Annotated in this window: 18 protein-coding genes; 7 read left to right on the plus strand and 11 right to left on the minus strand. The window is 72.9% G+C overall.

Annotated features, from left to right (window positions below; all coding sequences use genetic code 11):
* Positions 1–29: 29 nt before the first annotated feature.
* The 3 genes from sucB to ABT154_RS05865 all read right to left on the minus strand — a co-directional run bounded on the left by sucB (position 30) and on the right by ABT154_RS05865 (position 5140).
* On the minus strand, positions 30–1880 hold the full coding sequence (sucB, locus tag ABT154_RS05855) for a 2-oxoglutarate dehydrogenase, E2 component, dihydrolipoamide succinyltransferase (protein WP_351853359.1): 1851 nt from the start codon (positions 1878–1880) through the stop codon (positions 30–32).
* 63 nt (positions 1881–1943) lie between these two features.
* On the minus strand, positions 1944–3332 hold the full coding sequence (gene lpdA / locus ABT154_RS05860) for a dihydrolipoyl dehydrogenase (RefSeq protein WP_351853361.1): 1389 nt from the start codon (positions 3330–3332) through the stop codon (positions 1944–1946).
* Between the two features lie 299 nt (positions 3333–3631).
* Positions 3632–5140, minus strand: a complete 1509-nt coding sequence (locus ABT154_RS05865) for a leucyl aminopeptidase (RefSeq protein ID WP_351853364.1) — start codon at positions 5138–5140, stop codon at positions 3632–3634.
* 304 nt (positions 5141–5444) lie between these two features.
* Here ABT154_RS05865 and ABT154_RS05870 point away from each other — a divergent pair, with 304 nt between their 5' ends.
* From ABT154_RS05870 to ABT154_RS05890, 5 genes are read left to right on the plus strand one after another with little or no spacing between them, the layout of a single operon-like run.
* Complete coding sequence (locus ABT154_RS05870) at positions 5445–7502, plus strand: hypothetical protein (protein ID WP_351853365.1); 2058 nt, start codon at positions 5445–5447, stop codon at positions 7500–7502.
* Positions 7503–7527: 25 nt separating this feature from the next.
* Complete coding sequence (pelF, locus tag ABT154_RS05875) at positions 7528–9078, plus strand: GT4 family glycosyltransferase PelF (RefSeq protein WP_351853368.1); 1551 nt, start codon at positions 7528–7530, stop codon at positions 9076–9078.
* Positions 9075–10553 (plus strand): hypothetical protein, encoded by a 1479-nt coding sequence (locus ABT154_RS05880; protein WP_351853371.1) that lies wholly within the window; start codon positions 9075–9077, stop codon positions 10551–10553. The genes pelF and ABT154_RS05880 overlap by 4 nt, the downstream gene beginning before the upstream one ends.
* 12 nt (positions 10554–10565) lie before the next feature.
* Complete coding sequence (locus ABT154_RS05885) at positions 10566–11183, plus strand: spherulation-specific family 4 protein (RefSeq protein WP_351853373.1); 618 nt, start codon at positions 10566–10568, stop codon at positions 11181–11183.
* Positions 11180–11974 (plus strand): endo alpha-1,4 polygalactosaminidase, encoded by a 795-nt coding sequence (locus ABT154_RS05890; protein ID WP_351853375.1) that lies wholly within the window; start codon positions 11180–11182, stop codon positions 11972–11974. Before ABT154_RS05885 ends, ABT154_RS05890 begins: the two co-directional genes overlap by 4 nt.
* A gap of 40 nt (positions 11975–12014) precedes the next feature.
* Here ABT154_RS05890 and cobS read toward each other — a convergent pair whose 3' ends face one another.
* Positions 12015–12779, minus strand: a complete 765-nt coding sequence (gene cobS / locus ABT154_RS05895) for an adenosylcobinamide-GDP ribazoletransferase (RefSeq protein ID WP_351853377.1) — start codon at positions 12777–12779, stop codon at positions 12015–12017.
* A 67-nt stretch (positions 12780–12846) separates the two neighbouring features.
* On the opposite strand from cobS, the gene ABT154_RS05900 reads away from it, so the two are divergent.
* Complete coding sequence (locus ABT154_RS05900; protein WP_351853380.1) at positions 12847–13617, plus strand: hypothetical protein; 771 nt, start codon at positions 12847–12849, stop codon at positions 13615–13617.
* Here the strand turns inward: ABT154_RS05900 and ABT154_RS05905 are convergent.
* The 4 genes from ABT154_RS05905 to ABT154_RS05920 form a co-directional block, all read right to left on the minus strand.
* Positions 13551–14267, minus strand: a complete 717-nt coding sequence (locus ABT154_RS05905; RefSeq protein WP_351853383.1) for a hypothetical protein — start codon at positions 14265–14267, stop codon at positions 13551–13553. The two genes, ABT154_RS05900 and ABT154_RS05905, sit on opposite strands and share 67 nt — an antisense overlap.
* Positions 14264–16027, minus strand: a complete 1764-nt coding sequence (locus ABT154_RS05910) for a phosphatidylglycerol lysyltransferase domain-containing protein (protein ID WP_351853386.1) — start codon at positions 16025–16027, stop codon at positions 14264–14266. Before ABT154_RS05910 ends, ABT154_RS05905 begins: the two co-directional genes overlap by 4 nt.
* A 121-nt stretch (positions 16028–16148) precedes the next feature.
* Entirely contained in the window at positions 16149–17225 is a 1077-nt protein-coding gene (gene cobT, locus ABT154_RS05915) for a nicotinate-nucleotide--dimethylbenzimidazole phosphoribosyltransferase (protein ID WP_351853388.1), read from the minus strand.
* 47 nt (positions 17226–17272) lie between these two features.
* Complete coding sequence (locus tag ABT154_RS05920; RefSeq protein ID WP_351853391.1) at positions 17273–18475, minus strand: bifunctional adenosylcobinamide kinase/adenosylcobinamide-phosphate guanylyltransferase; 1203 nt, start codon at positions 18473–18475, stop codon at positions 17273–17275.
* 91 nt (positions 18476–18566) lie between these two features.
* On the opposite strand from ABT154_RS05920, the gene ABT154_RS05925 reads away from it, so the two are divergent.
* Positions 18567–18773 carry a hypothetical protein gene (locus tag ABT154_RS05925; RefSeq protein ID WP_030208345.1) on the plus strand — a complete coding sequence of 69 codons (207 nt, stop codon included), beginning with the start codon at positions 18567–18569 and terminating at the stop codon, positions 18771–18773.
* A gap of 104 nt (positions 18774–18877) precedes the next feature.
* Here ABT154_RS05925 and ABT154_RS05930 read toward each other — a convergent pair whose 3' ends face one another.
* The 3 genes from ABT154_RS05930 to ABT154_RS05940 all read right to left on the minus strand — a co-directional run bounded on the left by ABT154_RS05930 (position 18878) and on the right by ABT154_RS05940 (position 21529).
* Positions 18878–19963: a S1C family serine protease gene (locus ABT154_RS05930; RefSeq protein ID WP_351853394.1), complete on the minus strand. Its 1086-nt coding sequence runs from the start codon at positions 19961–19963 to the stop codon at positions 18878–18880.
* A gap of 121 nt (positions 19964–20084) precedes the next feature.
* On the minus strand, positions 20085–20858 hold the full coding sequence (locus ABT154_RS05935; RefSeq protein ID WP_351853397.1) for a methyltransferase domain-containing protein: 774 nt from the start codon (positions 20856–20858) through the stop codon (positions 20085–20087).
* A gap of 68 nt (positions 20859–20926) precedes the next feature.
* Positions 20927–21529, minus strand: coding sequence for a DUF3043 domain-containing protein (locus ABT154_RS05940; protein ID WP_056560407.1), 603 nt, complete (start codon positions 21527–21529; stop codon positions 20927–20929).
* Positions 21530–21588 lie beyond the last annotated feature (59 nt).

A 21588-nucleotide genomic window follows, 5' to 3' on the forward strand; every position in this document is an offset into this window, starting at 1 on the left:
CCCTTCGGCCTACCGCTTCGGCGGACGCGTCAGAGGCCGAGGTCGACCTCGAACTCGCCGGCCTCCAGGATCGCCTTGACCGAGGTCAGGTAGCGGGCGGCGTCGGCGCCGTCCACCAGACGGTGGTCGTAGGACAGCGCGACGTACGTCATGTCGCGGATCGCGATCGTCTCACCCAGGTCCGGGTGGTTGATGACGACCGGACGGCGCACGGTGGCGCCGATGCCCAGGATGGCGACCTGGTTCGGGGGCACGATGATCGTGTCGAAGAGCGCGCCGCGCGAACCGGTGTTGGAGATGGTGAAGGTCGCACCGGCGAGGTCGTCCGGGGTGATCTTGCTGGCGCGCACGGCGCCGGCCAGCTCCGCGGTCTTCTTCGAGATGCCGGCGATGTTGAGGTCGCCCGCACCCTTGATGACCGGGGTCATCAGACCCTTCTCGGAGTCCACCGCGATACCGATGTTCTCGGTGTCGAAGTAGGTGATCGTGCCCTCGTCCTCGTTGATCCGGGCGTTGATGACCGGGTGGGCCTTCAGCGCCTGGGCCGCGGCCTTCACGAAGAACGGCATCGGGGACAGCTTGACGCCCTCACGGGCGGCGAAGGCGTCCTTGGCCTTGGCGCGCAGCTTCATCAGCTTGGTGATGTCGACCTCGACGACCGAGGTCAGCTGGGCCTGGCCGTGCAGCGCCTTCATCATGTTGTCGCCGATGACCTTGCGCATGCGGGTCATCTTGACGGTCTGACCGCGCAGCGGGGACACCTCGATGACCGCGCTGCCCGGAGCCTTGGCGGCGGCCGGAGCCGCGACCGGAGCCGCGGCGGCCTTCTTGGCCTCGGCGGCGGCGAGGACGTCCTGCTTGCGGATACGACCGCCGACGCCGGAGCCCTTGACGGCCGCCAGCTCGACACCGTTCTCGGTGGCGAGCTTGCGGACCAGCGGGGTCACGTACGCGCCGTCCTCGGCCGGAGCCGCGGGCGCCGCCGGAACCGGGGTGACCAGGGCCGGGGCGATGGACGGGGCGGCGGCGACGGGCGCCGGAGCGGCGACCGGGGCGGCGGGCGCGACGGGAGTCGGGGCGGCGACCGGGGCGGCCGGAGCCACCGGGGCCGGGGCGGCGACCGGGGCCGGAGCCGCGGCGGGGGCGGCCGGAGCCGGAGCCGGGGCGGCGGCCGGAGCCGCACCCGCGGCACCGATGACGGCGAGCTTGGCGCCGACCTCGGCGGACTCGTCCTCGGCGACGACGATCTCCAGGAGGACACCCGAGACCGGGGCCGGGATCTCGGTGTCGACCTTGTCCGTGGAGACCTCGAGCAGCGGCTCGTCGGCCTCGACGGTCTCGCCGACCGACTTCAGCCAGCGGGTGACGGTGCCCTCGGTGACGGACTCGCCGAGCGCCGGCAGGACGACGTCCGTGCCGGTGGCGCCACCGGCGGCCGGAGCCTCGGCGGGGGCCTCGGCGACCGCAGCAGGCTGCGCGGCGACAGCCGCTCCAGTGGAGCCGGTGCTTGCACCGGGGGCCGGGGCCTCGGCCACGGGGGCCGGGGCGGCGGCCGGAGCCGGAGCGGCCTCGGCGGCCGGGGCGGCGGCCGGAGCCGGAGCGGCCTCGGCGGCCGGGGCGGCGGCAGCGGCGGGGGCGCCGGAGCCGTCGTCGATGATGGCCAGCTCGGCGCCGACCTCGACCGTCTCGTCCTCGGCGACCTTGATGGAGGCCAGGATGCCCGAGGCGGGGGCCGGGATCTCGGTGTCGACCTTGTCGGTCGAGACCTCGAGCAGCGGCTCGTCGGCCTCGACACGCTCGCCCTCGGCCTTGAGCCAGCGGGTGACGGTGCCCTCGGTGACGCTCTCGCCGAGCGCCGGCAGGGTTACGGAAACCGACATGGTTTCAGTTGCTCCTAACGAATTGCGGAAAGTGGTCGTCGCGCCCTGTGATGACGATGAGCGTCAGTCGTGGGAGTGCAGCGGCTTGCCGGCCAGGGCCAGGTGGGCCTCGCCGAGCGCCTCGTTCTGCGTCGGGTGGGCGTGGATGAGCTGCGCGACCTCGGCCGGCAGCGCCTCCCAGTTGTAGATCAGCTGCGCTTCGCCGACCTGCTCGCCCATGCGGTCACCGACCATGTGGACGCCGACCACGGCACCGTCCTTGACCTGGACGAGCTTGATCTCGCCCGCGGTCTTGAGGATCTTGCTCTTGCCGTTGCCCGCGAGGTTGTACTTGAGGGCGACGACCTTGTCCGCGCCGTAGATCTCCTTGGCCTTGGCCTCGGTGATGCCGACGGAGGCGACCTCGGGGTGGCAGTAGGTCACCCGGGGCACGCCGTCGTAGTCGATCGGGACGGCCTTGAGGCCGGCCACCCGCTCCGCGACGAGGATGCCCTCGGCGAAGCCGACGTGCGCGAGCTGGAGGGTCGGGACGAGGTCGCCCACGGCCGAGATCGTCGGCACGTTGGTGCGCATGTACTCGTCGACCAGGACGTAGCCGCGGTCCATCGCGACGCCCTGCTCCCCGTAACCGAGACCGGTGGAGACCGGGCCGCGGCCGATGGCGACGAGCAGCACCTCGGCCTCGAAGGTCTTGCCGTCGGCCAGGGTGACCTTGACGCCGTCGTCGGTGTACTCGGCGGACTGGAAGAAGGTGCCGAGGTTGAACTTGATGCCGCGCTTGCGGAAGGCGCGCTCAAGAAGCTTCGAGCTGTTCTCGTCCTCGACCGGGACCAGGTGCTTCATGCCCTCGATCACCGTGACGTCGGTGCCGAAGGACTTCCACGCGGAGGCGAACTCGACGCCGATGACACCGCCGCCGAGGATGATCGCGGACTCCGGGACCCGGTCCAGGGTCAGCGCGTGGTCCGAGGTGATGATCCGGTTGCCGTCGATCTCCAGGCCGGGCAGGGACTTCGGCACGGAACCGGTGGCCAGGAGGATGTGGCGACCCTCGACACGACGGCCGTCGACATCGACGGAGGTCGGGGAGGACAGATGGCCGGTGCCCTCGATGTAGGTCACCTTGCGGGAGGCGACGAGACCCTGCAGACCCTTGTACAGGCCCGAGATCACGTCGTCCTTGTACTTGTGCACGGCCTTGATGTCGATGCCCTCGAAAGAGGCCTTGACACCGAACTGCTCCGCCTCGCGGGTCTGGTCCGCGACCTCGCCGGCGTGGAGCAGGGCCTTCGTCGGGATGCAGCCGTTGTGCAGGCAGGTGCCGCCGAGCTTGTTCTTCTCGATCAGTGCGACGTCCAGGCCCAGCTGCGCTCCGCGCAGGGCCGCGGCGTAACCGCCGCTACCGCCGCCGAGGATCACTAGGTCGAAAACGGTGCTGGCGTCGTTCGCCACGTCACGTCCTCCATGCATGTGCGCTCGTCGCCGGTCTTCGATGACCGGGCGGCGGCTGGTGTCCGGCCGCTTTATTTCGGCCCTGTGGTGGGGGCCCTGTCCTGCCGAGAACCCATCTTCGCACTTGTTGACGGACGACGGGACGCGGGGCCGTGCTCTGAGACGGCCGATCGACCGTACGGCGGGGTCACGGGCGCGTACGAACCTACGGATTTCGTCGCCAGCGAACAGCGACGGCCGCCGGCGAACAGGGACGGCCCCGGGCGCGAAGCCCGGGGCCGTCCCTGTCACGGAGGTGCTCAGAGCTCGCCGGCCGCCGTGCGCTCGGCCAGCTTCACCAGGGTGCGCACCGAGGAGCCGGTGCCGCCCTTCGGGGTGTAGCCGTACGGGGCGCCCTCGTGGAAGGCCGGGCCCGCGATGTCCAGGTGAGCCCAGGTGATGCCCTCGCCCACGAACTCCTGGAGGAAGAGACCGGCGACCAGGCCGCCGCCCATCCGGACGCCCATGTTGGCCATGTCGGCGGTGGGGGAGTCCATGCTCTTGCGCAGGTCCGCGGGGAGCGGCATCGGCCAGGACTGCTCGCCGACCTCCTCGGCGATCTCGTGGATCGCGGAGCGGTAGTCGTCGTCGTTGGCCATGATGCCGAAGGTGCGGTCGCCGAGCGCCAGGACCATCGCGCCGGTCAGGGTCGCGACGTCGACGATCGCGTCCGGGTTCTCCTCGGAGGCCTTGGTCAGCGCGTCGGCGAGGACGAGCCGGCCCTCGGCGTCGGTGTTGAGGACCTCGACGGTCTTGCCGCTGTACATGTTCAGCACGTCACCCGGGCGGGTGGCGGAGCCGGACGGCATGTTCTCCGCCAGGGCGAGCCAGCCCGTGACGTTGACCTCGAGGCCGAGGCGGGCCACGGCGACGACGGAGGCGAACACGGCGGCGGCGCCGGCCATGTCGCACTTCATCGTCTCGTTGTGGCCGGCCGGCTTGAGGGAGATGCCGCCCGAGTCGTAGGTGATGCCCTTGCCGACCAGGGCGAGGGTCTTCTCCGCCTTCGGGTGGGTGTAGGCGACCCGGACCAGGCGCGGCGGGTTCACGGAGCCGATGCCGACGCCGAGGATGCCGCCGAAGCCGCCCTTGGTGAGCGCCTTCTCGTCGAAGACCTGGACCTTGAGGCCGTGCTCCTTGCCGGCGGCCTGCACGGCGGCGGCGAAGGTGGCCGGGTACAGGTCGTTCGGCGGCATGTTGATCAGGTCACGGGCGCGGTTCATCTCCTCCGCGACGGCCTGGGCACGCTCGGCGGCGGCCTTGAAGGCCTTGTCGCGCGGCTTGGCGCCGAGCAGGGCGACCTCGCCCAGCGGCTTCTTCGCGTCCTTGCCGGTCTCCTGGTACGCCGTGTAGGCGTACGCGCCGAGCAGGGCGCCCTCCGCGATGGCGGCGGCGTCCTCGGCGACGGCGATCGGCAGTGCGAACGCGGCCTTCTTCGTGCCGGTCAGGACACGGGCGGCGGTGCCGGCGGCGCGGCGCAGGGTCTCCGCGCCGTACGACTCGCCGTCCTCGGGCGCGGCGCCCAGGCCGACGGCCAGGACCAGCGGCGCCTTGAGGCCGGCGGGGGCGGGCACCTTCGTGGCCTCACCCTCGGCACCCGAGGCGCCCAGGGTCTCCAGGACGGCGGCGAGCCGGCCTTCGAAGGCCTTGTCGACGGCCTCGGCGCCCGGGGCGACGACGAGCGCCTTCCCGGACTTCGCGACGCCGACGACGAGGGCGTCGGAGCGCAGCGTCGCCGCGCCGGCAGTGCTGAGAGTGAGAGCAGTCACGGTGGTGAAATCTCGCTTCCATTGAGTTCTGTGGCGGTCGAGGGATAGGCCGACCGTGCCCGCCGCATCGTATTTCGGCCCGGAGAGCGCCGAGAACGAGCCTACGCTCGCTCGCTCGGTTCGCTCACGGCGGCGTTGATTCACTCATCCGTGGTGTCTCTTTCATGTTTACCGTTCCGGCTCCCGTCGCCCGGTCACACTCGCCTCATTCACGCGAGGACGACCCACCGTCCTTCGCCTCATCTGCGACATCTCCACGGGTCCCGCCGGTTCGGGAAGGGCCCGCCGAGGGGGGACACCCGCCATGGACTCCGACCGAATCCGTACGCCCAGAACCGCCCGGATCGCGGCCCTCGCCACCGCCGCGCTGCTCGCCACCGTCGTCCCGTCCGCACAGGCGGTCGCCGCGACACCGCCCCGTGTGGACCTCGCCGTCCTCGTCGTCGACGACGGCGGCAGCGCGGTCGGGGCGATCACCGCCGAGCTGAAGGGCTCCGGTGTCCCGTACCGCAGGATCGACCTGAACGACCCGAACCGGCCGGTTCTCGACACCGCCTTCCTCAGCGACACGCTCGACGGCCGCCCCCGCGCCAAGTACCAGGGCGTCGTCCTGCCCCACGAGAGCGCCTTCGGCCCGGACTCGGCCGAACACACCGCCCTCCAGACGTACGAGCGGACCTTCGGGATCCCACAGGTCGACGCCTACACGTGGTCGCACCCCGGCGTCGGACTGGACTACACGAACGAGGGAGGCTGGTCCGGCGTCCTCGACGGGACCACCGCCGGCGTCACCGCCGCCGGGAGGACCGGCCCCTTCGACTACCTGAACGGCTCGCTCACCTTCGAGGACAACGACCCCGCGGTCTCCGAGAGTTACGGGTACGCCGGCCGCCCCCGCGCCGGCTACACCAGCTACCTGGACATGCCCGTCGACGGGGCCGGCGGCCGGGCCAGCCTCGTCGGCGAGTACGCAGCCGACGGGCGCCGCGAACTCGTCGTCACCTTCGCCTACAACCAGTACCAGCGGCAGTTCCGGGCCCTCGCCCGGGGCATCGTCGAATGGCTCACCCAGGGCGTCCACCTCGGCCAGAGCCGCAACTACCTCTCCGTCCACGTCGACGACGTCTTCGCCCCCGACGCCCGCTGGGACGCGAACCTCAACTGCACCCCGGGCGACTTCGACTGCGTCGGCGACGACGGCGAGGGCGTCAACCCGATCCGGATGACGGTCGCGGACGCCCAGTACGCCGCCGCCTGGCAGAAGTCCGCCGGCTTCACCCTCGACATGGTCTACAACGGCGGCCAGGGCGAGCAGTGGAAGACCGAGCACGGCGGCAGCGACCCGCTCACCGCCCGCCTCGTCGCGGACCGCGCCCAGTACCGGTGGATCAACCACACCTACACCCACCCGTTCCTCGGCTGCGTCCAGGACAACGTCGTCGTCCCCTGGCAGTGCGCCGAGGACACCGCGGGCAACACCCTCTGGGTCAGCCGCTCCGAACTCTCCGGACAGATCCGCGACAACTACAACTGGGCCCTCGGCAAGGGCATCTCCGTCGACCGGAGCGAACTCGTCACCGGCGAGCACTCCGGCCTCAGGACCCTGCCCCAGCAGCCCGTCGACAACCCCAACCTCGCCGGCGCCCTCGCCGACAACGGCGTCAAGTGGACCGGCAGCGACAGCTCCCGCGAACCGCAGCAGCGTTCGGTCGGGACCGCCACCGGCGCCGCGAAGACCGTGCCCCGCCACCCCGTGAACGTGTACTACAACGTGGGCACCGCCGCCGAGATGGCCGATGAGTACAACTGGATCTACACCTCCCGCGCCGACGGCGGCAGCGGCGTCTGCGAGTCCAACCCGGCCTCCACCTGCCTGCCCGCCCCGCTCCCCACGGCCACCGGCTACGCCGACCACATCGTGCCGCAGGAAGCCCGCACCGCCCTCTCCCACGTCCTCGGCAACGACCCCCGCCCGCACTACGTGCACCAGTCCAACCTCGCCGAGGAACGCCTCCTCTACCCCGTCCTCGACCGGGTACTCGGCGACTACCGGGCCCTGTTCGCGCCCAGCGCCCCGCTGGTCAACCCCGCCCAGAAGGACGTCGGCACCGAGCTGACCCGCCGCACCGCCTGGGACCGGGCCCTCGCCGCCGGAAAGGTCACCGCCTACCGCGTCGGCACCACGGTCACCGTCAAGGCCCCCGCCGGCCTCGCGGCGCCCGTCACCGCCCCCGAGGGCACCCGTAAGCGCCTCCTCCTCGGCACCACCGCCTTCGGCGCGCCCTACGCGGGAACCCGCTCCGCCTGGACCGCGCCCGAACTGCTCCAGACCAGCGTCACACTCACGCTCCCGACCGCCTGACCAGCACGTTCTGGGGGGAACGCACATGCCGAGCCGTGGCCGTCACGTCACCATGCTCACCGAAGGCACCTATCCGCACGTCCACGGCGGCGTCAGCACCTGGTGCGACCAGCTCGTCCGCGGCATGCCCGAGGTCGACTTCGAGATCCTCGCCCTCATCGGCAGCGGCCGGGAGCCCGTCACCTGGGAGCTGCCGCCCAACGTCACCCGGCACACCGCGTACCCCCTCTGGGGACGCCCGCAGGGACCGGCCGCGCCCGTGCGCGCACGCCGGCCCCTGCGGGGGCGTACGCGCCGCCGCTTCCTCGACGCCTACGAACGCGTCCTGCTCGCCCTCCTCGACCCCGGGGCGGACTGCGACTTCGGCACCGGCCTGTACGAACTGGCCGAACTCGCCCGCCAGGGACGGCTGACCACGGCCCTGCGCTCCGAGGCCGCGCTGCGCTCCCTGATGTGGATCTGGACCATGCCCCATCTGCCGACGCTCGCCGCCCGGCCCACCGTCCACGACGCGCTCACCGCCACCGACCTGCTCGAACACGCCCTGCGGCCGCTCGCCGCCCGGATATCCACCGACGGCGTCGCGCACGCCGTCTCCAGCGGCCTCGCCACGCTTCCGGCGCTCGCCGCACAGCACTTCGAAGGGGTGCCCTTCCTGCTCACCGAACACGGCATCTACCTCCGCGAGCGTTACCTCGGCTATCGCACCGACGCGCAGCGCTGGCCCGTCAAGGCCCTCATGCTCGGCTTCTACCGCGAGCTCAACACCCTCGGCTACCGCAAGGCCGACCTCATCACCCCGTGCAACCAGTACAACCGGCGCTGGGAGGAGCGCGGCGGCGCCCCCGTCGACCGCATCCGCACCGTCTACAACGGCGTCGACCCGGCCCTCTTCCCCGAGGCCGGCCCCGAACCCGAGGCACCCACCCTCAGCTGGTGCGGACGCGTCGACCCCATCAAGGACCTCGAAACCCTCATCAGGGCGTACGCGCTCTGCCGCGCCGAACTCCCCGAGCTGAGGCTCCGGTTGTTCGGCCCCGTCCCCGCCGGGAACGAGGACTACCTCACCCGGCTGGAGAAGCTCGCCGCCGAACTCGGCGTCACCGACGGCCTCACCTTCGAGGGCCGCGTCTCCGACGTGCCCTCCGCCTACGCTGCCGGCAGCGTGGTCGTGCTCTCCTCCATCAGCGAGGGCTTCCCCTTCTCCCTCATCGAGGCCATGTCCTGCGGCCGGGCCACCGTCTCCACCGACGTCGGCGGGGTCCGCGAGGCCGTCGGGGACGCCGGGATCGTCGTCCCGCCCCGCGAACCGGCCGTCCTGGCCGCCGCCGTCACCGCGCTCCTGCGCGACGGGGCCCGCCGCGCCGAACTCGGCCGGCAGGCCCGGCAGCGGGTCGTCGACCGCTTCACCCTGCACCGCTCGGTGGACGGCTTCCGCCAGATCTACCGCGAACTCGCGGGCGAGCGGACCGGACCCGTACGACCCGTCACCCACCCCAAGCCGTGGCCGGTCCGCCTGCCCGCGCCCCGCCGCATCACCACCCCCACCCTCGTCGCGGGAGGCACCCCGGCATGAGCGGCTCCCTCTGGCTGAGACGCCCGACCACCCACACCCCCCTGCCGGCGATCCCGCGCCCACGGGGGGAGACACCGGGAGCACCCGGAAGGCCCCCGGGGGCCACGGCCGCCGACCCCGCGCACCCGACGCACCCCGCCGCGGGCGACCTCGCCCCCGATCCGCTCGACCGGCTCACCGAGCGGATCGGGGGACTCGCCGCCGTCGCCGTCCATCCCGACGAGATCGCCGCCCTCCTCGAATCCGACGGCATGACCGACGACCACATCCGGCTCACCTACGGCCGCGCCGACTCCTTCGAGCTCGCCGAGGACCTCTACGCGCGCGTGGAGCGGCGCCACCCCGCCCCGGAGGCCCCGCCCGCCGGGCCCTGGCACAGCGGGCTCGCGGGCTGCCTCCTGCGCGGCCTCGTCTTCGCGCTGCCCGGCCTCGCGTACGTCCTCGCCTCACCCCTGCTCGCCGGGGAGCACGGCCGGTTCGGGCTCCCCGGCGGCACCGTCCCGCTCCTCGCGGGCGCCGTCACCGGCTGGGTGTGGAACCAGGCCCTGTCCCACCGCGCGTACACCTGGCTGGGCCTCGGCGACCGGCCCGCCGCCGCCCGCACCCTGCTCCTCGGAGGCCCGGGGGGCGCCCTCGCCGGGACGGCCGTCGCCCTCGCGACCGCCGCGCCCGGCGAGATCCCGGCGGCGCTGTTCGCCGCCGGGCAGTCGCTCTACCTCGCCGCCGCGACCGTCCTGCTCGTCCTCGGCCGCGAACGGGCCCTGCTCTGTGCCCTGATGCCGCTCGCCGGAGCCGTCCCCGCCTTCCGCTGGGACCTGCCCGACCCGCTGCGCGCCACCCTCCTGCTCGCCGCGCTCACCGCGAGCACCGTCTTCGCCGCGCTCGTCCTCCGGCCGGGCGCGCGGCGCGGCGCGGCGGGACGCGGCGGCCCCCCGCGCGCCGCCTCCCTCCCGTACGGACTGTTCGGCCTCGGCAGCGGTCTCCTGGTGCTGCACGCGGGCGTCGGCGACACGCTGGTGAGCGGGGCGGGCGCGGTGCTTGCGCTGACGCTCTCCATGGGGCCCGCCGAGTGGCTGCTGCACCGCTTCCGCGGCGAGAGCCTGACCCGGCTGCGGACCCTCACCACCGCCCGCGAGTTCCGCCGCGCGGTCTCCGGCACCCTGGTGCTCTGCCTCGGCGGCTACCTCACGGTCCTCGTCGGGCTCACCCTCGCCGCGACCCTGGCCTGGCCGGGGGCGCCCTGGCCCACGCTGCCGCGGCTCGTCACCCTGCTCCTGATCGGGACCGTGCTGTGGCTGGGGCTGCTGCTCCAGGCCTTCGGCGCGGTGCTGAGCGCCGCCGCCGTGTGTCTGCTCGCGGCGGCGGCACAGACCGCGGAACCCGCCGCGGGCCCGGTGGCGGCAGGGGGAGCGGCCGTCGTGCTCGCCGTACTCACCTGTGTTCTGCTGGTACGACCGACCGCCCACCGCGTCTAGGGGACTCGGCCCGTGAATCGTTTCCTCCTGGTGCCGTTCTACGAGCACCCGGCCGACCGTCCCGAGGCCTGGTCGGCGCTCGTGGACGCGGCCCCGTCCCTGTACGGCGTCGTCGTCAACCCGGCGAGCGGTGCGGGCGAGGCGCCCGACCCGGCGTTCGCGGAGAGCGCCGGCCGGCTGCGGGCGTCCGGCGTCCGGCTCCTCGGCTACGCGGACACCGCCTACGGGCGCCGCCCGCACGCCGAGGTCGTCACCGACCTGCTCCGGCACCGCGACTGGTACGGCACCGACGGCGCCTTCCTCGACCAGGTGTCGACCTCGCCCGACGCCCTCGGCCACTACCGCCGGATCGCGGTCGCGGCGCGCTCCTCCGGAGCCGCGACCCTGGTGCTCAACCACGGCGCCCACCCCGACCCGGGATACGAGGAGTTCGCCGATCTCCTGGTCACCTTCGAGGGCCCCTGGGACACCTACCGGGCGCTCGACCTGCCCGTCGCCCCGCACTACTGCCACCTCGTCTACGCCGCCCCGCCCGGCGTCCGCCCGGCCACCCCGGTGCACTGCGCCGTCCCCGGCACCGGCGCCCACCCCTGGGGCACCCTTCCGCACCTCCTGGAGCCCGCCCGATGAGACGACTGCTGCCCCTGCTCGCGGGGCTGCTGCTCCTCGCCACCGCCTGCACGGCGGCCCCGGGCCCCGGTCCGGACCCGAAGCCGAGGGCGGACCGGTGGCAGCCGACGCCCGGCCTGACCTGGCAGTGGCAGCTCAGCGGGAAGCTCGATCCGACCGTCGACGTCCCCGTGTACGACATCGACGGCTTCGACCACCCGGCGTCCGCCGTCGCGGACCTCCACCGCCGGGGCCGCAAGGTCATCTGCTACCTCTCCACCGGTGCCTGGGAGGACTTCCGCCCCGACGCGGCGGCGTTCCCGAAGTCCGTCCTCGGCAAGGGCAACGGCTGGGAGGGCGAACGCTGGCTCGACATCCGTCGCACCGACGTCCTCGAACCGCTCATGGCGAAGCGCCTCGACCTGTGCCGGGGCAAGGGCTTCGACGCCGTCGAACCCGACAACATGGACGGCTACCGCAACCGCACAGGCTTTCCCCTCACCGCCGCCGACCAGCTCCGCTACAACCGTCTGATCGCCCGCCTGGCCCGTGAACGCGGCCTGGCGGTCGGCCTCAAGAACGACCTGGACCAGATCCCGCAGCTGCTCCCGGACTTCGACTTCGCGGTCAACGAGCAGTGCGCGGAGTACGACGAGTGCGGGCGGCTCGCCCCGTTCGTGGCGGCGGGCAAGGCCGTCTTCCACGTCGAGTACGAACTGACGACGGAACAGTTCTGCCCGCAGACCCGGAAGCTGGGCCTCGGCTCCATGCTCAAGCACTACGAACTGGGGGTGTGGCGGCGGCCCTGCTGACGGGGAGAGGGCGGCGCGCAGGGGGCGGGTCAGGTGCGGGTCAGCCCAGTGCGAGCGCCACCAGGGCCACCGTCGCCGCCGACTCCTCCACCGCCCCGAACACATCGCCCGTCACCCCGCCGAACCGCCGCACGCAGCGGCGCAGCAGCAGCGCCGCCGCGCCCATCGCGGCCCCGGCCGCCAGGACGTTGTGGACCGCGTCGTACGGCGAGAACAGCAGGCCCGTCAGGGCGCAGAGCACCAGGACCACCGCCGTCGCGAGGGTCGCCGAGCGGACCGGGACCGTCGCGGCGACGATCGCGCCGAGGCCCTCGGGCCGGGCCGCGGGGATGCCGTGGCGGGAGGCGTGGGTGAGGGCGAGGCGGGCGACGGTCGCGGCGAGGGCGGTGCCGGCCGCGCCGTGCGCCCAGCTCTCCCCGTACAGCTCGAAGAGGGCCGCGACCTGGGCGAGCAGGACGAGCAGGAGGACGATCACGCCGAACGGGCCGACATCCGACTGCTTCATGATGCGCAGCGCTTCCTCGGCGGGCTTGGCGCTGCCGAGGCCGTCGGCGGTGTCGGCGAGGCCGTCGAGGTGGAGGCCGCGGGTGAGGACGGCGGGGACGGCGGTGCTGACGACGGCGGCGAGCAGCGGGCCCGAGCCGAGCGCCAGGAACGCGCCGCCGAGCGCGGCGGCGCAGAGGCCGACGACCAGACCGGCCAGCGGGGCGCAGAGCATGCCGGCGCGCGCCGCGTCCCGGTCCCAGCGGGTGATGCGGGCGGGGAACACCGTGAGGGTGCCGAAGGCGAAACGCAGGCCGTCCATCCGGGCAGGGTAATCGCCGCCCCTGGACGGTAGATTGCGCATATCGCGCATATCGGAACGGGGTGGCATGGGTCACTGGTTCTCCCGCAACATCGTCGAGCCGGGCAAGCTCCCGATGCTCCTCGCGCTGACCTCGTTCGTCGTGACGTTCCTGGTCACCCGGGCCGTCACCCGCCTCATCCGGGCGGGGAAGGGGCCGTTCAAGAACGTGTCCTCCGGCGGGCTCCACATCCATCACGTCGTGCCGGGTGTGGTGCTCACCGTCCTTGGCGGATTCGGCGCGGTGGGCAGTGACCGGCACGGGGTCGGCGGGGCCGTCTTCGCGGTGGTCTTCGGGATCGGCGCCGGACTCGTCCTGGACGAGTTCGCGCTGATCCTGCACCTCGACGACGTGTACTGGAGCGACGAGGGCCGCAAGAGCGTCGAGGTGGTCGTCCTCACCGCGTCCCTGGTCCTGCTGGCCCTGAGCGGCTTCTCACCGCTCGGCGTCGACGACATGAGCTCCGGCGAACGCCAGGACCGGGTCGCCTTCATCCTGACCCTGGTGGTGAACTTCCTCTTCATCCTGATCACCCTGGTGAAGGGGAAGTTCCGGATGGCCGTGATCGGGACCCTGGTCCCCTTCGTGGCGATCGTCGGCGCCGTCCGCCTCGCCCGCCCCGGCTCCTGGTGGTCCCGCCGGTTCTACGGGCGCCGCCACCGGGCACGGGCCCGCTCCCGTATCCGCACCTACCGGCACGACAAACGCTGGACCAGGATCCGGCGCCGCTTTCAGGACCTGATCGGCGGCTTCCAGGAGCGGGTCCCGGGCCGGGGCTCCGACTCCACCCCGTCCTGACGGCGCCCCCGCCACGCCTGGAAGGCGATCAGGACCAGGACGGCCGCGATGGCCGCCAGATGCTCCTTGCCCGCGAGGTTCGCCTTGATGATCACCTCCACGACCATCGCCACGACCACCAGCGCGCCCGTCCACCGGGCCCCGAGCCGCCAGCACACGTACACGGCGAGACCGACGACGGCGGCCGACGGCCCGGTGTCGACGACCTGCGCGTCGGAGGCGGGCAGGCCGAGCGGACTGCCGGGCCCGAGTGCGATGCCCACGCGCGCGTACAGCGTCCCGGCGAGCGTGGCCAGATAGGCGACCGTGAGGGTCCGCCACCGGCCGAGACAGATCTCGGCGATCCCGAACACCAGCAGGACCTGGGCGAGCGCGCCCCACACCGGCAGGTCGAGCGCGGGCACGAAGAGCGAGAGCGGGGTCCGGAGCAGCGAGAGCCACAGGGCGTCCTCGGCCCGTACGGAACCGATGTCCTGGACCGCCTGATAGCCCCAGTCCTGGTTCTGCACCACCTGGAACAGGGCGGTGAGACAGACCGCGGCGAGCGTCATCGGGACCGCCCGCCACCGCCGCGTGACGAGCGCCGTCCGTACGGTGGTGAACAGCGGCCCCCACTCGCGGCGGGCGAAGTCCCGGAAGGCGCTGCTCAACGGCCGCTCTCCAGATGTCTGCGGTGCAGCCACTTCGGCAGCCCGGGGGCCTCCAGGAACCCTTCCGCGCGGCCGGCCGCGAGGCCGATGCGCAGCAGGTCCGCACTCTTCTCGAAGAGCATGAATCGGGGCTCCCAGATCGGTCGGTACTTGGCGTTGGCGCGATACAGCGACTCGATCTGCCACCAGCGGGAGAAGAAGCTGAGCAGCGAACGCCACATGCGCAGCACGGGTCCCGCCCCGAGCTTCGAGCCACGTTCGAAGACGGAGCGGAACATCGCGAAGTTCAGCGAGACCTGAGTGATCCCGATCTCCTTGGCGCGCTGGAGGAGTTCGATGACCATGAACTCCATCAGACCGTTCTCGGAGTCCCGGTCGCGGCGCATCAGGTCGAGCGAGAGCCCCTTCGGCCCCCAGGGCACGAAGGACAGCACGGCCCGCAGCGCCCCCTGCTCGTCGGTGCACTCCAGCATCACGCAGCGGCCGTCGTGCGGGTCCCCGAGCCGGCCGAGCGCCATCGAGAAGCCGCGCTCGGTGGCGCCGTCCCGCCAGTCGTCGGCCTTGCGCAGCAGCTCGGCCATCTCATCGGCCGGGATGTCCTCGTGGCGCCGGATACGGACCTCGTAACCGGCCCGCTTCACCCGGTTGAAGGCCTGCCGGACCGTCCGCATCGCCCGGCCGTCGAGGGTGAACTCGTCGGTCTCCACGATCGCCTCGTCGCCCAGCTCCAGGGCGTCCAGACCGTGCCGGGCGTAGATGGTGCCGGCCTCCTCGCTCGCCCCCATCACGGCCGGGATCCAGCCGTGCTCGCGGGCCTCGGCCAGCCAGGGCTCGATGGCGCCGGGCCAGGCCTCGGGGTCGCCGATCGGGTCGCCGGACGCCAGCGACACCCCGCCGACCACCCGGTAGGTGACGGCGGCCTTCTCGCTCGGCGACCACACGACGCTCTTCTCACGGCGCAGCGCGAAGTAGCCGAGCGAGTCGCGGTCGCCGTTCTTGTCCAGCAGCAGCCGCAGCTTCTTCTCGTCCTCCTCGGTGAGCGGGTCGACGGCCCGGCGGGAGCGGAAGGCGGCGAACAGCACCGCGATGAGCAGCAGCGTGGACAGCACGTTGATGGTGACGTCGACCCAGCCGGGGGTGCTGATCCCGGCGATACGGGAGTTGTCGGCGGCCAGGGTGATCAGCCGCATCACGCCGTACCGCCAGCGCTCCAGGAAGGTGGACGGAGCGGTGGCGGTGTTGGTGACGGTGACCAGGACGGCCGCGAGCAGCGAGGTCACGAGCAGTCCGCCGACCGCCACGATCGCGGCCAGCCACGGGTTGGAGCGGTCGCCCTTCGCGTAGAACTCCTTGCGGCCGAGCAGCAGCGCGAGGACGAACACGGCGGTCAGGCCCAGCGAGATCCAGTTCTGGGCGTGCTGCCGGATCTCGGGGAAGACCATCACCAGCGCGAAGAGCAGCAGGAAGAGCCCGCTGAGCACCAGGTTGAGGATCCACGCGGCCCGCTTGCGGCGCCGCATGGTGATCGCCAGGAAGAGCGTGAAGACTCCCGAGGCGAAGCCCGCGGTGAGCATGTACGGGGTGAAGTAGTTGTCCTCGTTGTGCCGGCGCAGGTCCTGCCCGAAGGAGACCCACACGGCACTCAGGAAGTTGATGAACGTGACGACGCGCAGGTACCAGACGGCGAACGCGGCGCTGCGCCGCGACCGGGCGGTGGTGCCCCGGGGCGCTCCTTCGGCGGACAAACGGGCCTCTCCCATGAAAAGCGATCATATGGGGCGTGCCGCTCGCCGTGCGGCGACGCCGGAGACGGCCGCGCGCGCGTCGCGCCCGGCCGCTGTCCCGGCGTCGGGGGGTCCGTCTCCCCGCGTCGGACCCGCGTCAGAGCCCGGATTCGCCCTCGGCGTCCGGAGCGGTCGGGTCCGGACGTTCGGGCAGCTCCGCGGCGAGCGCCGCCGCGGCCCTGACGAGGGGAAGCGCGAGCAGTGCCCCGGTTCCCTCACCCACATGGACGCCGTGGTCGAGCAGAGGGTTGAGCGCCATCCGGTCCAGCGCCTTCGCCTGCGCCGGCTCCCCGCTCACCTGGCCCGCCAGCCACCAGTCCGGCGCCCGGAACGCCGCCCGCTGCGCCACCAGCGCGCAGGCCGCGCCCACGACACCGTCCAGGATCACCGGCATCCGCCGCACCGAGGCCTGGAGCAGGAACCCGGTCATCGCCGCCAGATCCGCCCCGCCGACCGCCGCGAGCAGCTCCAGCTGGTCGCCGAGCACCGGCCGGGCCCGCCGCAGCGAGTCCCGGACCGCCGCGCACTTCCGCATCCACGCCAGATCGTCGATCCCGGCGCCGCCCCGGCCGGTGACCACGGAGGCGTCCGTCCCGCACAGGGCCGCGATCAGCGTCGACGCCGAGGTCGTCCCGCCGACGCTCAGATCACCGAGCACCACCAGATCGGTGCCCGAGTCCGCCTCCTCGTCGGCGATGGCGATGCCCAGCCGGACCGCCGCCTCGGTCTCCTCGACCGTCAGCGCGTTCTCGACGTCGATCCGCCCGCTGCCCCGCCGTACCCGGTGGCGCACCACATCGGCGGGCAGCAGCTCCGGTTCGCAGTCCAGCCCGGCGTCCACGACCCGCACCGGGACCTCCGCCGAGCGGGCGAGCACCGCGACCGGGCTCGCCCCCTCCAGGACCGCGCGTACCAGCTCGTGCGCGGTGCCCGCCGGGCGCCCCGACACGTCGAGCGAGGCGATCCCGTGATCGCCCGCGAAGAGCACCACCTTCGGCTGCTCGATCGCCCGCACCTTGACCGAGGCCTGCGCGGCCGACAGCCACTCACCCAGCTCGTCGAGCCGGCCGAGCGCGCCCGGCGGCACGGTCAGCCGCTCACGGCGCTCCTCGGCGTCACGCCGGATCCCCCCGTCGGGGCGCTCGATCAGATCGGAGAAGTCGTCCAGGTTCACGGGTTTCCGCCTTGTGACAATCAGCGAGGGCCATAGGTGCTCGCACCCTACCCGCGCAGCACGAACGGCTGACCGGCGACCACGAGGAGGACCTCCTCGCACTCGTCGGCGAAAGCCGCGTTCAGCCGGCCCAGCTCGTCCCGGAAGCGCCGCCCCGCCGCAGTCGCCGGCACCACCCCCGAACCCACCTCGTTCGTCACCGCGACGACCGTGCGACGGGTGGCCCGCACCGCGGCCACCAGCTCCGCCGTCCGCTCCCGCAGCGCCGTCTGCCCGCCGTCCGCCCATGTTCCGTCGTCCCAGGCGCCCACCCGGTCCATGGCGTCCGTCAGCCACAGCGACAGACAGTCCACCAGGAGCGCGGGCCCGTCCCCGTCGAGCAGGGGTACGAGATCGCAGGTCTCGGCGGTACGCCAGGAAGCCGGCCGCCGCTCCCGGTGCAGGCCCACCCGCTCCGCCCACTCCGGGTCGCCCTCCCGGGTCCCGCCCGTCGCCACGTACAGCACCTCGGGGAAGGACTCCAGGCGCCGTTCGGCCTCCACGGACTTGCCCGACCGGGCACCGCCGGTCACCAGCGTCCGGCGCGGCACGTCCGGCACCTCGTGGTACTCGCCCACGTACAGCGTCGTCCCGTCCGGCACCGCCCGCGCGCCCGCCGCCGTGAGCCGCCGGTCCAGCTCCGGGCCCGTCGGCGCGTCGTGGTCCAGATGGACGGCGATCACCTCGGTCGCCGGGCCCACCGCACCGGTCGCCCGGAGCCGGGCCAGCGCGTCCGGCCGGCCCGTCACATCGGCGACGACCATGTCGTACGGCACCCGGTGGTCCTCCGGGAGCCCCGCCGGAGCCCCGCCGGGCGGCAGAAAGAGGAGCCGCTCGCCGTCCGCCGAGGTCACCTCGTACCCGGTGCCGGGGGAGTCCATCGCGACGGCCCGCACCCGGTGCCCGGAGATCAGCGTCAACTCCCGGCCGTCCGGCACCCGCCCCGCCGTCGGCAGCCCGGGGGGCACCTCGACGGCGGGCCCGTCGTGCGGATGCGTCAGCAGCACCTGCCGTACGCCCACCAGGGAGTGCCCCGAACGGGCCGCCGCCAGCGCGGCCCCCGGGGTCAGATCGAGCAGCAGGGCGCCGTCCACCAGCAGCGCCGTCGCGGCGCGGACCCGGGGGCCGAGGGAGAGCGCGCACACGGCGCAGGGGCAGTCGGGGCGGGGGAGGCCGAGCGGGGCGCCGGTGCCGAGCAGAGTCAGTTCCACCCTCAGATCCTCCCGTGCCACCGCGAGCCGTGCGCGCCCGGCTACTCTGCGGGCAGGAAACCGATCATCCGGTGAGCGCCAGGAGGCGGACATGGCATGGACGTGGCGGTTCGAGAAGTCCGACGGCACGGAGGTCGAGCCGGTGGTGACTCCGGAGGAGTTCACCACCCAGGGCGACGCGGAGAGCTGGATCGGCGAGCACTGGCGTGACCTCCTGGGCGGCGGCGCGGCCCAGGTGACGCTGTCGGAGGACGGCACGAAGATCTACGGCCCGATGCCCCTCGACGCGGAGGGCTAGGGCGCCACGAAGGGGGTGCGGGGGACGCGGTCCCCGGCACCCCCTTCGGCCTGCCCGGTCAGGGGCCCACGGCCGGGCCTCGGAGCTCCGGGTCCAGGGCGGCGTCACATCTCGCCGAGGGTGATCTCCGTCTTCTGCGTCTTCGTGCCACGGACGTACGTCGTCGTCACCTTGTCGCCCGGCTTCATCGAGGCCAGTGCCTCCGCCAGGGACGTGATCGTCGTGATGTCGGTGTCCCCGAGCCGGGTGATCACGTCGCCCGGCTTCAGGCCCGCCTTGCCCGCCGCGCCGTCGGCCGGCGCCTCGACCACCGCGACGCCCGCGGGGTTGTAGTTGTCGTCGAGCACCGTACGGCCGGTGATGTTCAGGGCCGCCCGGCCCGAGTCAGTCACCTTGCCGTCCTTGATGATCTGGTCCGCGATCGTCCGGACCATCGACGCGGGGATCGCGAACCCGATCCCGGGCGCCGAACCGCCGCCCAGCTCCGGATCGGTCGCCGCGAGCGTCGGGATGCCGATCACCTGGCTGTCCAGGTTCACCAGGGCGCCCCCGCTGTTGCCCGGGTTGATCGCCGCCGAGGTCTGGACCATGTTCGCGATGGTCGCGCCGGTCCCCCCACCGTTCTGGCCCTCGCTGACCGTGCGGCCGGTCGCGGAGACGATGCCCTGTGTCACGCTGCCGGACAGACCGAGCGGGGAGCCCATCGCGAGGACGATCTGCCCCATGTCGACGGCGGAGGAGTCGCCGAACTTCGCGGGCTTCAGGCCCTGCGGCAGCGACTCCAGCTTGATGACCGCGAGGTCCTGCTCGGGGTACGAGGAGACGAGCCGGGCGGTGACCGCCTGCCCGCCGGTGGCGGCGGCGACCTTGAAGGTCTTCTCCTGGCCGACCACGTGCGCGTTGGTGACGACATGGCCCTTGTCGTCGTAGACCACTCCGGAGCCGAGGCTCGCGCTCGCGTCGATCTGCACCACCGACGGCAGGACGTTCCTGATGACGGCCTGGTAGTCGTCCTGGAGTTCGTTCGCGGAGAGCGGCGCCGCCGCCTGGGTGGAGCGCTCGGGCGCGGTCGCGGCCCCGCCGGAGGAGCACCCGCCGACGAGCGCGGCGGCGCACACCGAGGCGGTCAGCGGGAGGAGGAGCCGGGGCGTACGGGCACGGGCACGCGCAGGGGCGCGGGAGACGTCCATGTCCGGAGTATCCGTTTCATCCCGCCCCCGGGCCCGGCGGGCTCACCCGATCAGGGGAGCGGGACCCCGAACCGGGGCCCCGCGTACACGGCGGCGGCGACCGTACGACGGTCGCGCCGCGTCAGCCCCGTACCCCGCAGAGGTGCAGCAGCGCCGCCAGCCGCCGGTACGGTTCCGTGCGGCCCGCCCGGTCCTCGGAGGCGAGCAGCCGGTCCAGCTCATCGGCGGCCGGCAGCCCCGCCTCGCGCGGGATGCCGTCGGTGAAGACCCGCACCCCGTACCAGGCGTGGAGCGGCGCCGCGATGCCCGCCAGCGTCGCCGTGAGCGCGTCCAGACGGTCGGCCCGCACCTTCACGCCGTTGTCGTCGGTGTAGACGTCCGAGTCGAAGGCGGTGAGCGCCCCGGACCAGTCCCCGGCGAGCCCCGGCCGCATGGCGAGGGCCTCCGCGTTCCGTACGACCAGGGAGAGGAGTCCGCCGGGGGCCAGCATCCGGGCCAGGCCGGCGAGCAGTGCGTCGGGCTCGTCCGCGTACATGAGCACGCCGTGGCAGAGGACCACGTCGAAGCTGCCGGGGAGGAAGTGCACGCCGGTCTCGCGCCCGTCGCCCTCGATCAGCCGGACCCGCTCGCGGATCCCGGCCGGCTCGGTCGCCAGCGAGTCGCGGGCCGCCTTCAGCAGATCCGGATCGGCTTCGAGACCGGTGACGGTGTGCCCCGCGCGGGCGAGGCGCAGCGCCTGAGTGCCCTGGCCCATGCCGGCGTCGAGGATGCGCAGCCGCTGGCCCACCGGGTAGCGGCCGGATATCTGCTCGTCGAGCTGACGGGCGACGATCTCCTGCCGGATCGTGTCGCGCAGCCCCCCGGAGCCGGTGGGCCAGTGCGCGACGGGCAGCACCGGACCGCCCGACTCCGACGTCGCCGCGCCGAAGGCACGCTCGACGGGCTGCTCCGAGCTGTCGGCGCTCAGGGCCGCTCTCCGCGCTTGACCTGCGGCTTCGGCAGTCGCAGGCGGCGCATCTGGAGCGTACGCATCAGGCCGTAGGCGATGGCGCCACGCTTCGGCTCGTTCGGGAAGCGCTCGTTGAGCTGCTTCCGGAGCCGGATCCAGATGCCGATCGAGTCGATGACGATCAGGACGATCACGCCGAGCCAGAGCAGCAGCGAGATGTTCTGCAGCCCCCGGTTGGCGTTGCCGAACAGCGACAGCACGAGGATCACCACGGCCATCGGCAGGAAGTACTCGGCGATCGCGAAGCGCGAGTCGACGAAGTCGCGCACGAAGCGGCGGACCGGACCCTTGTCGCGGGCCGGCAGATAACGCTCGTCGCCGCTGGCCAGCGCCTCGCGCTGGCGGGCCAGGTCGGAGCGGCGTGCCTCGCGCTGGCGCTTGGATGCCTCCTTGCGGTCGGTCGGCACCGTCGCGGCGCGACGGCGCTGGGTCTGCGCCTCACTCCGCTTCGGCGTCGGGCGGCCCTTGGGGGCCTCGGGGTCGCGGGGCTGCTTGGAGAGGTCCGCCGTCACCTTGTCGGTGGGGGCCTTCTCTTCCTTCGAACGGCTACGGAACACAAAACCCAAGGGTACGGGGTGGTGGGCATGAACCCCAGGCGGGGCGGGAACGATCTGAT

Origin of the sequence: Streptomyces sp. NPDC001728 (assembly GCF_040297565.1) — a bacterium.
Lineage (GTDB): Bacteria > Actinomycetota > Actinomycetes > Streptomycetales > Streptomycetaceae > Streptomyces.

Excerpts from the sequence above, each read along its gene's own strand:
- ABT154_RS05910 (WP_351853386.1), bottom strand. The coding sequence starts at position 16,027 with ATGGGAGAGGCCCGTTTGTCCGCCGAAGGAGCGCCCCGGGGCACCACC.
- sucB (WP_351853359.1), bottom strand. The coding sequence starts at position 1,880 with ATGTCGGTTTCCGTAACCCTGCCGGCGCTCGGCGAGAGCGTCACCGAG.
- pelF (WP_351853368.1), top strand. The coding sequence starts at position 7,528 with ATGCCGAGCCGTGGCCGTCACGTCACCATGCTCACCGAAGGCACCTAT.
- ABT154_RS05900 (WP_351853380.1), top strand. The coding sequence starts at position 12,847 with ATGGGTCACTGGTTCTCCCGCAACATCGTCGAGCCGGGCAAGCTCCCG.
- ABT154_RS05880 (WP_351853371.1), top strand. The coding sequence starts at position 9,075 with ATGAGCGGCTCCCTCTGGCTGAGACGCCCGACCACCCACACCCCCCTG.
- ABT154_RS05870 (WP_351853365.1), top strand. The coding sequence starts at position 5,445 with ATGGACTCCGACCGAATCCGTACGCCCAGAACCGCCCGGATCGCGGCC.
- ABT154_RS05925 (WP_030208345.1), top strand. The coding sequence starts at position 18,567 with ATGGCATGGACGTGGCGGTTCGAGAAGTCCGACGGCACGGAGGTCGAG.
- ABT154_RS05890 (WP_351853375.1), top strand. The coding sequence starts at position 11,180 with ATGAGACGACTGCTGCCCCTGCTCGCGGGGCTGCTGCTCCTCGCCACC.
- cobS (WP_351853377.1), bottom strand. The coding sequence starts at position 12,779 with ATGGACGGCCTGCGTTTCGCCTTCGGCACCCTCACGGTGTTCCCCGCC.
- ABT154_RS05930 (WP_351853394.1), bottom strand. The coding sequence starts at position 19,963 with ATGGACGTCTCCCGCGCCCCTGCGCGTGCCCGTGCCCGTACGCCCCGG.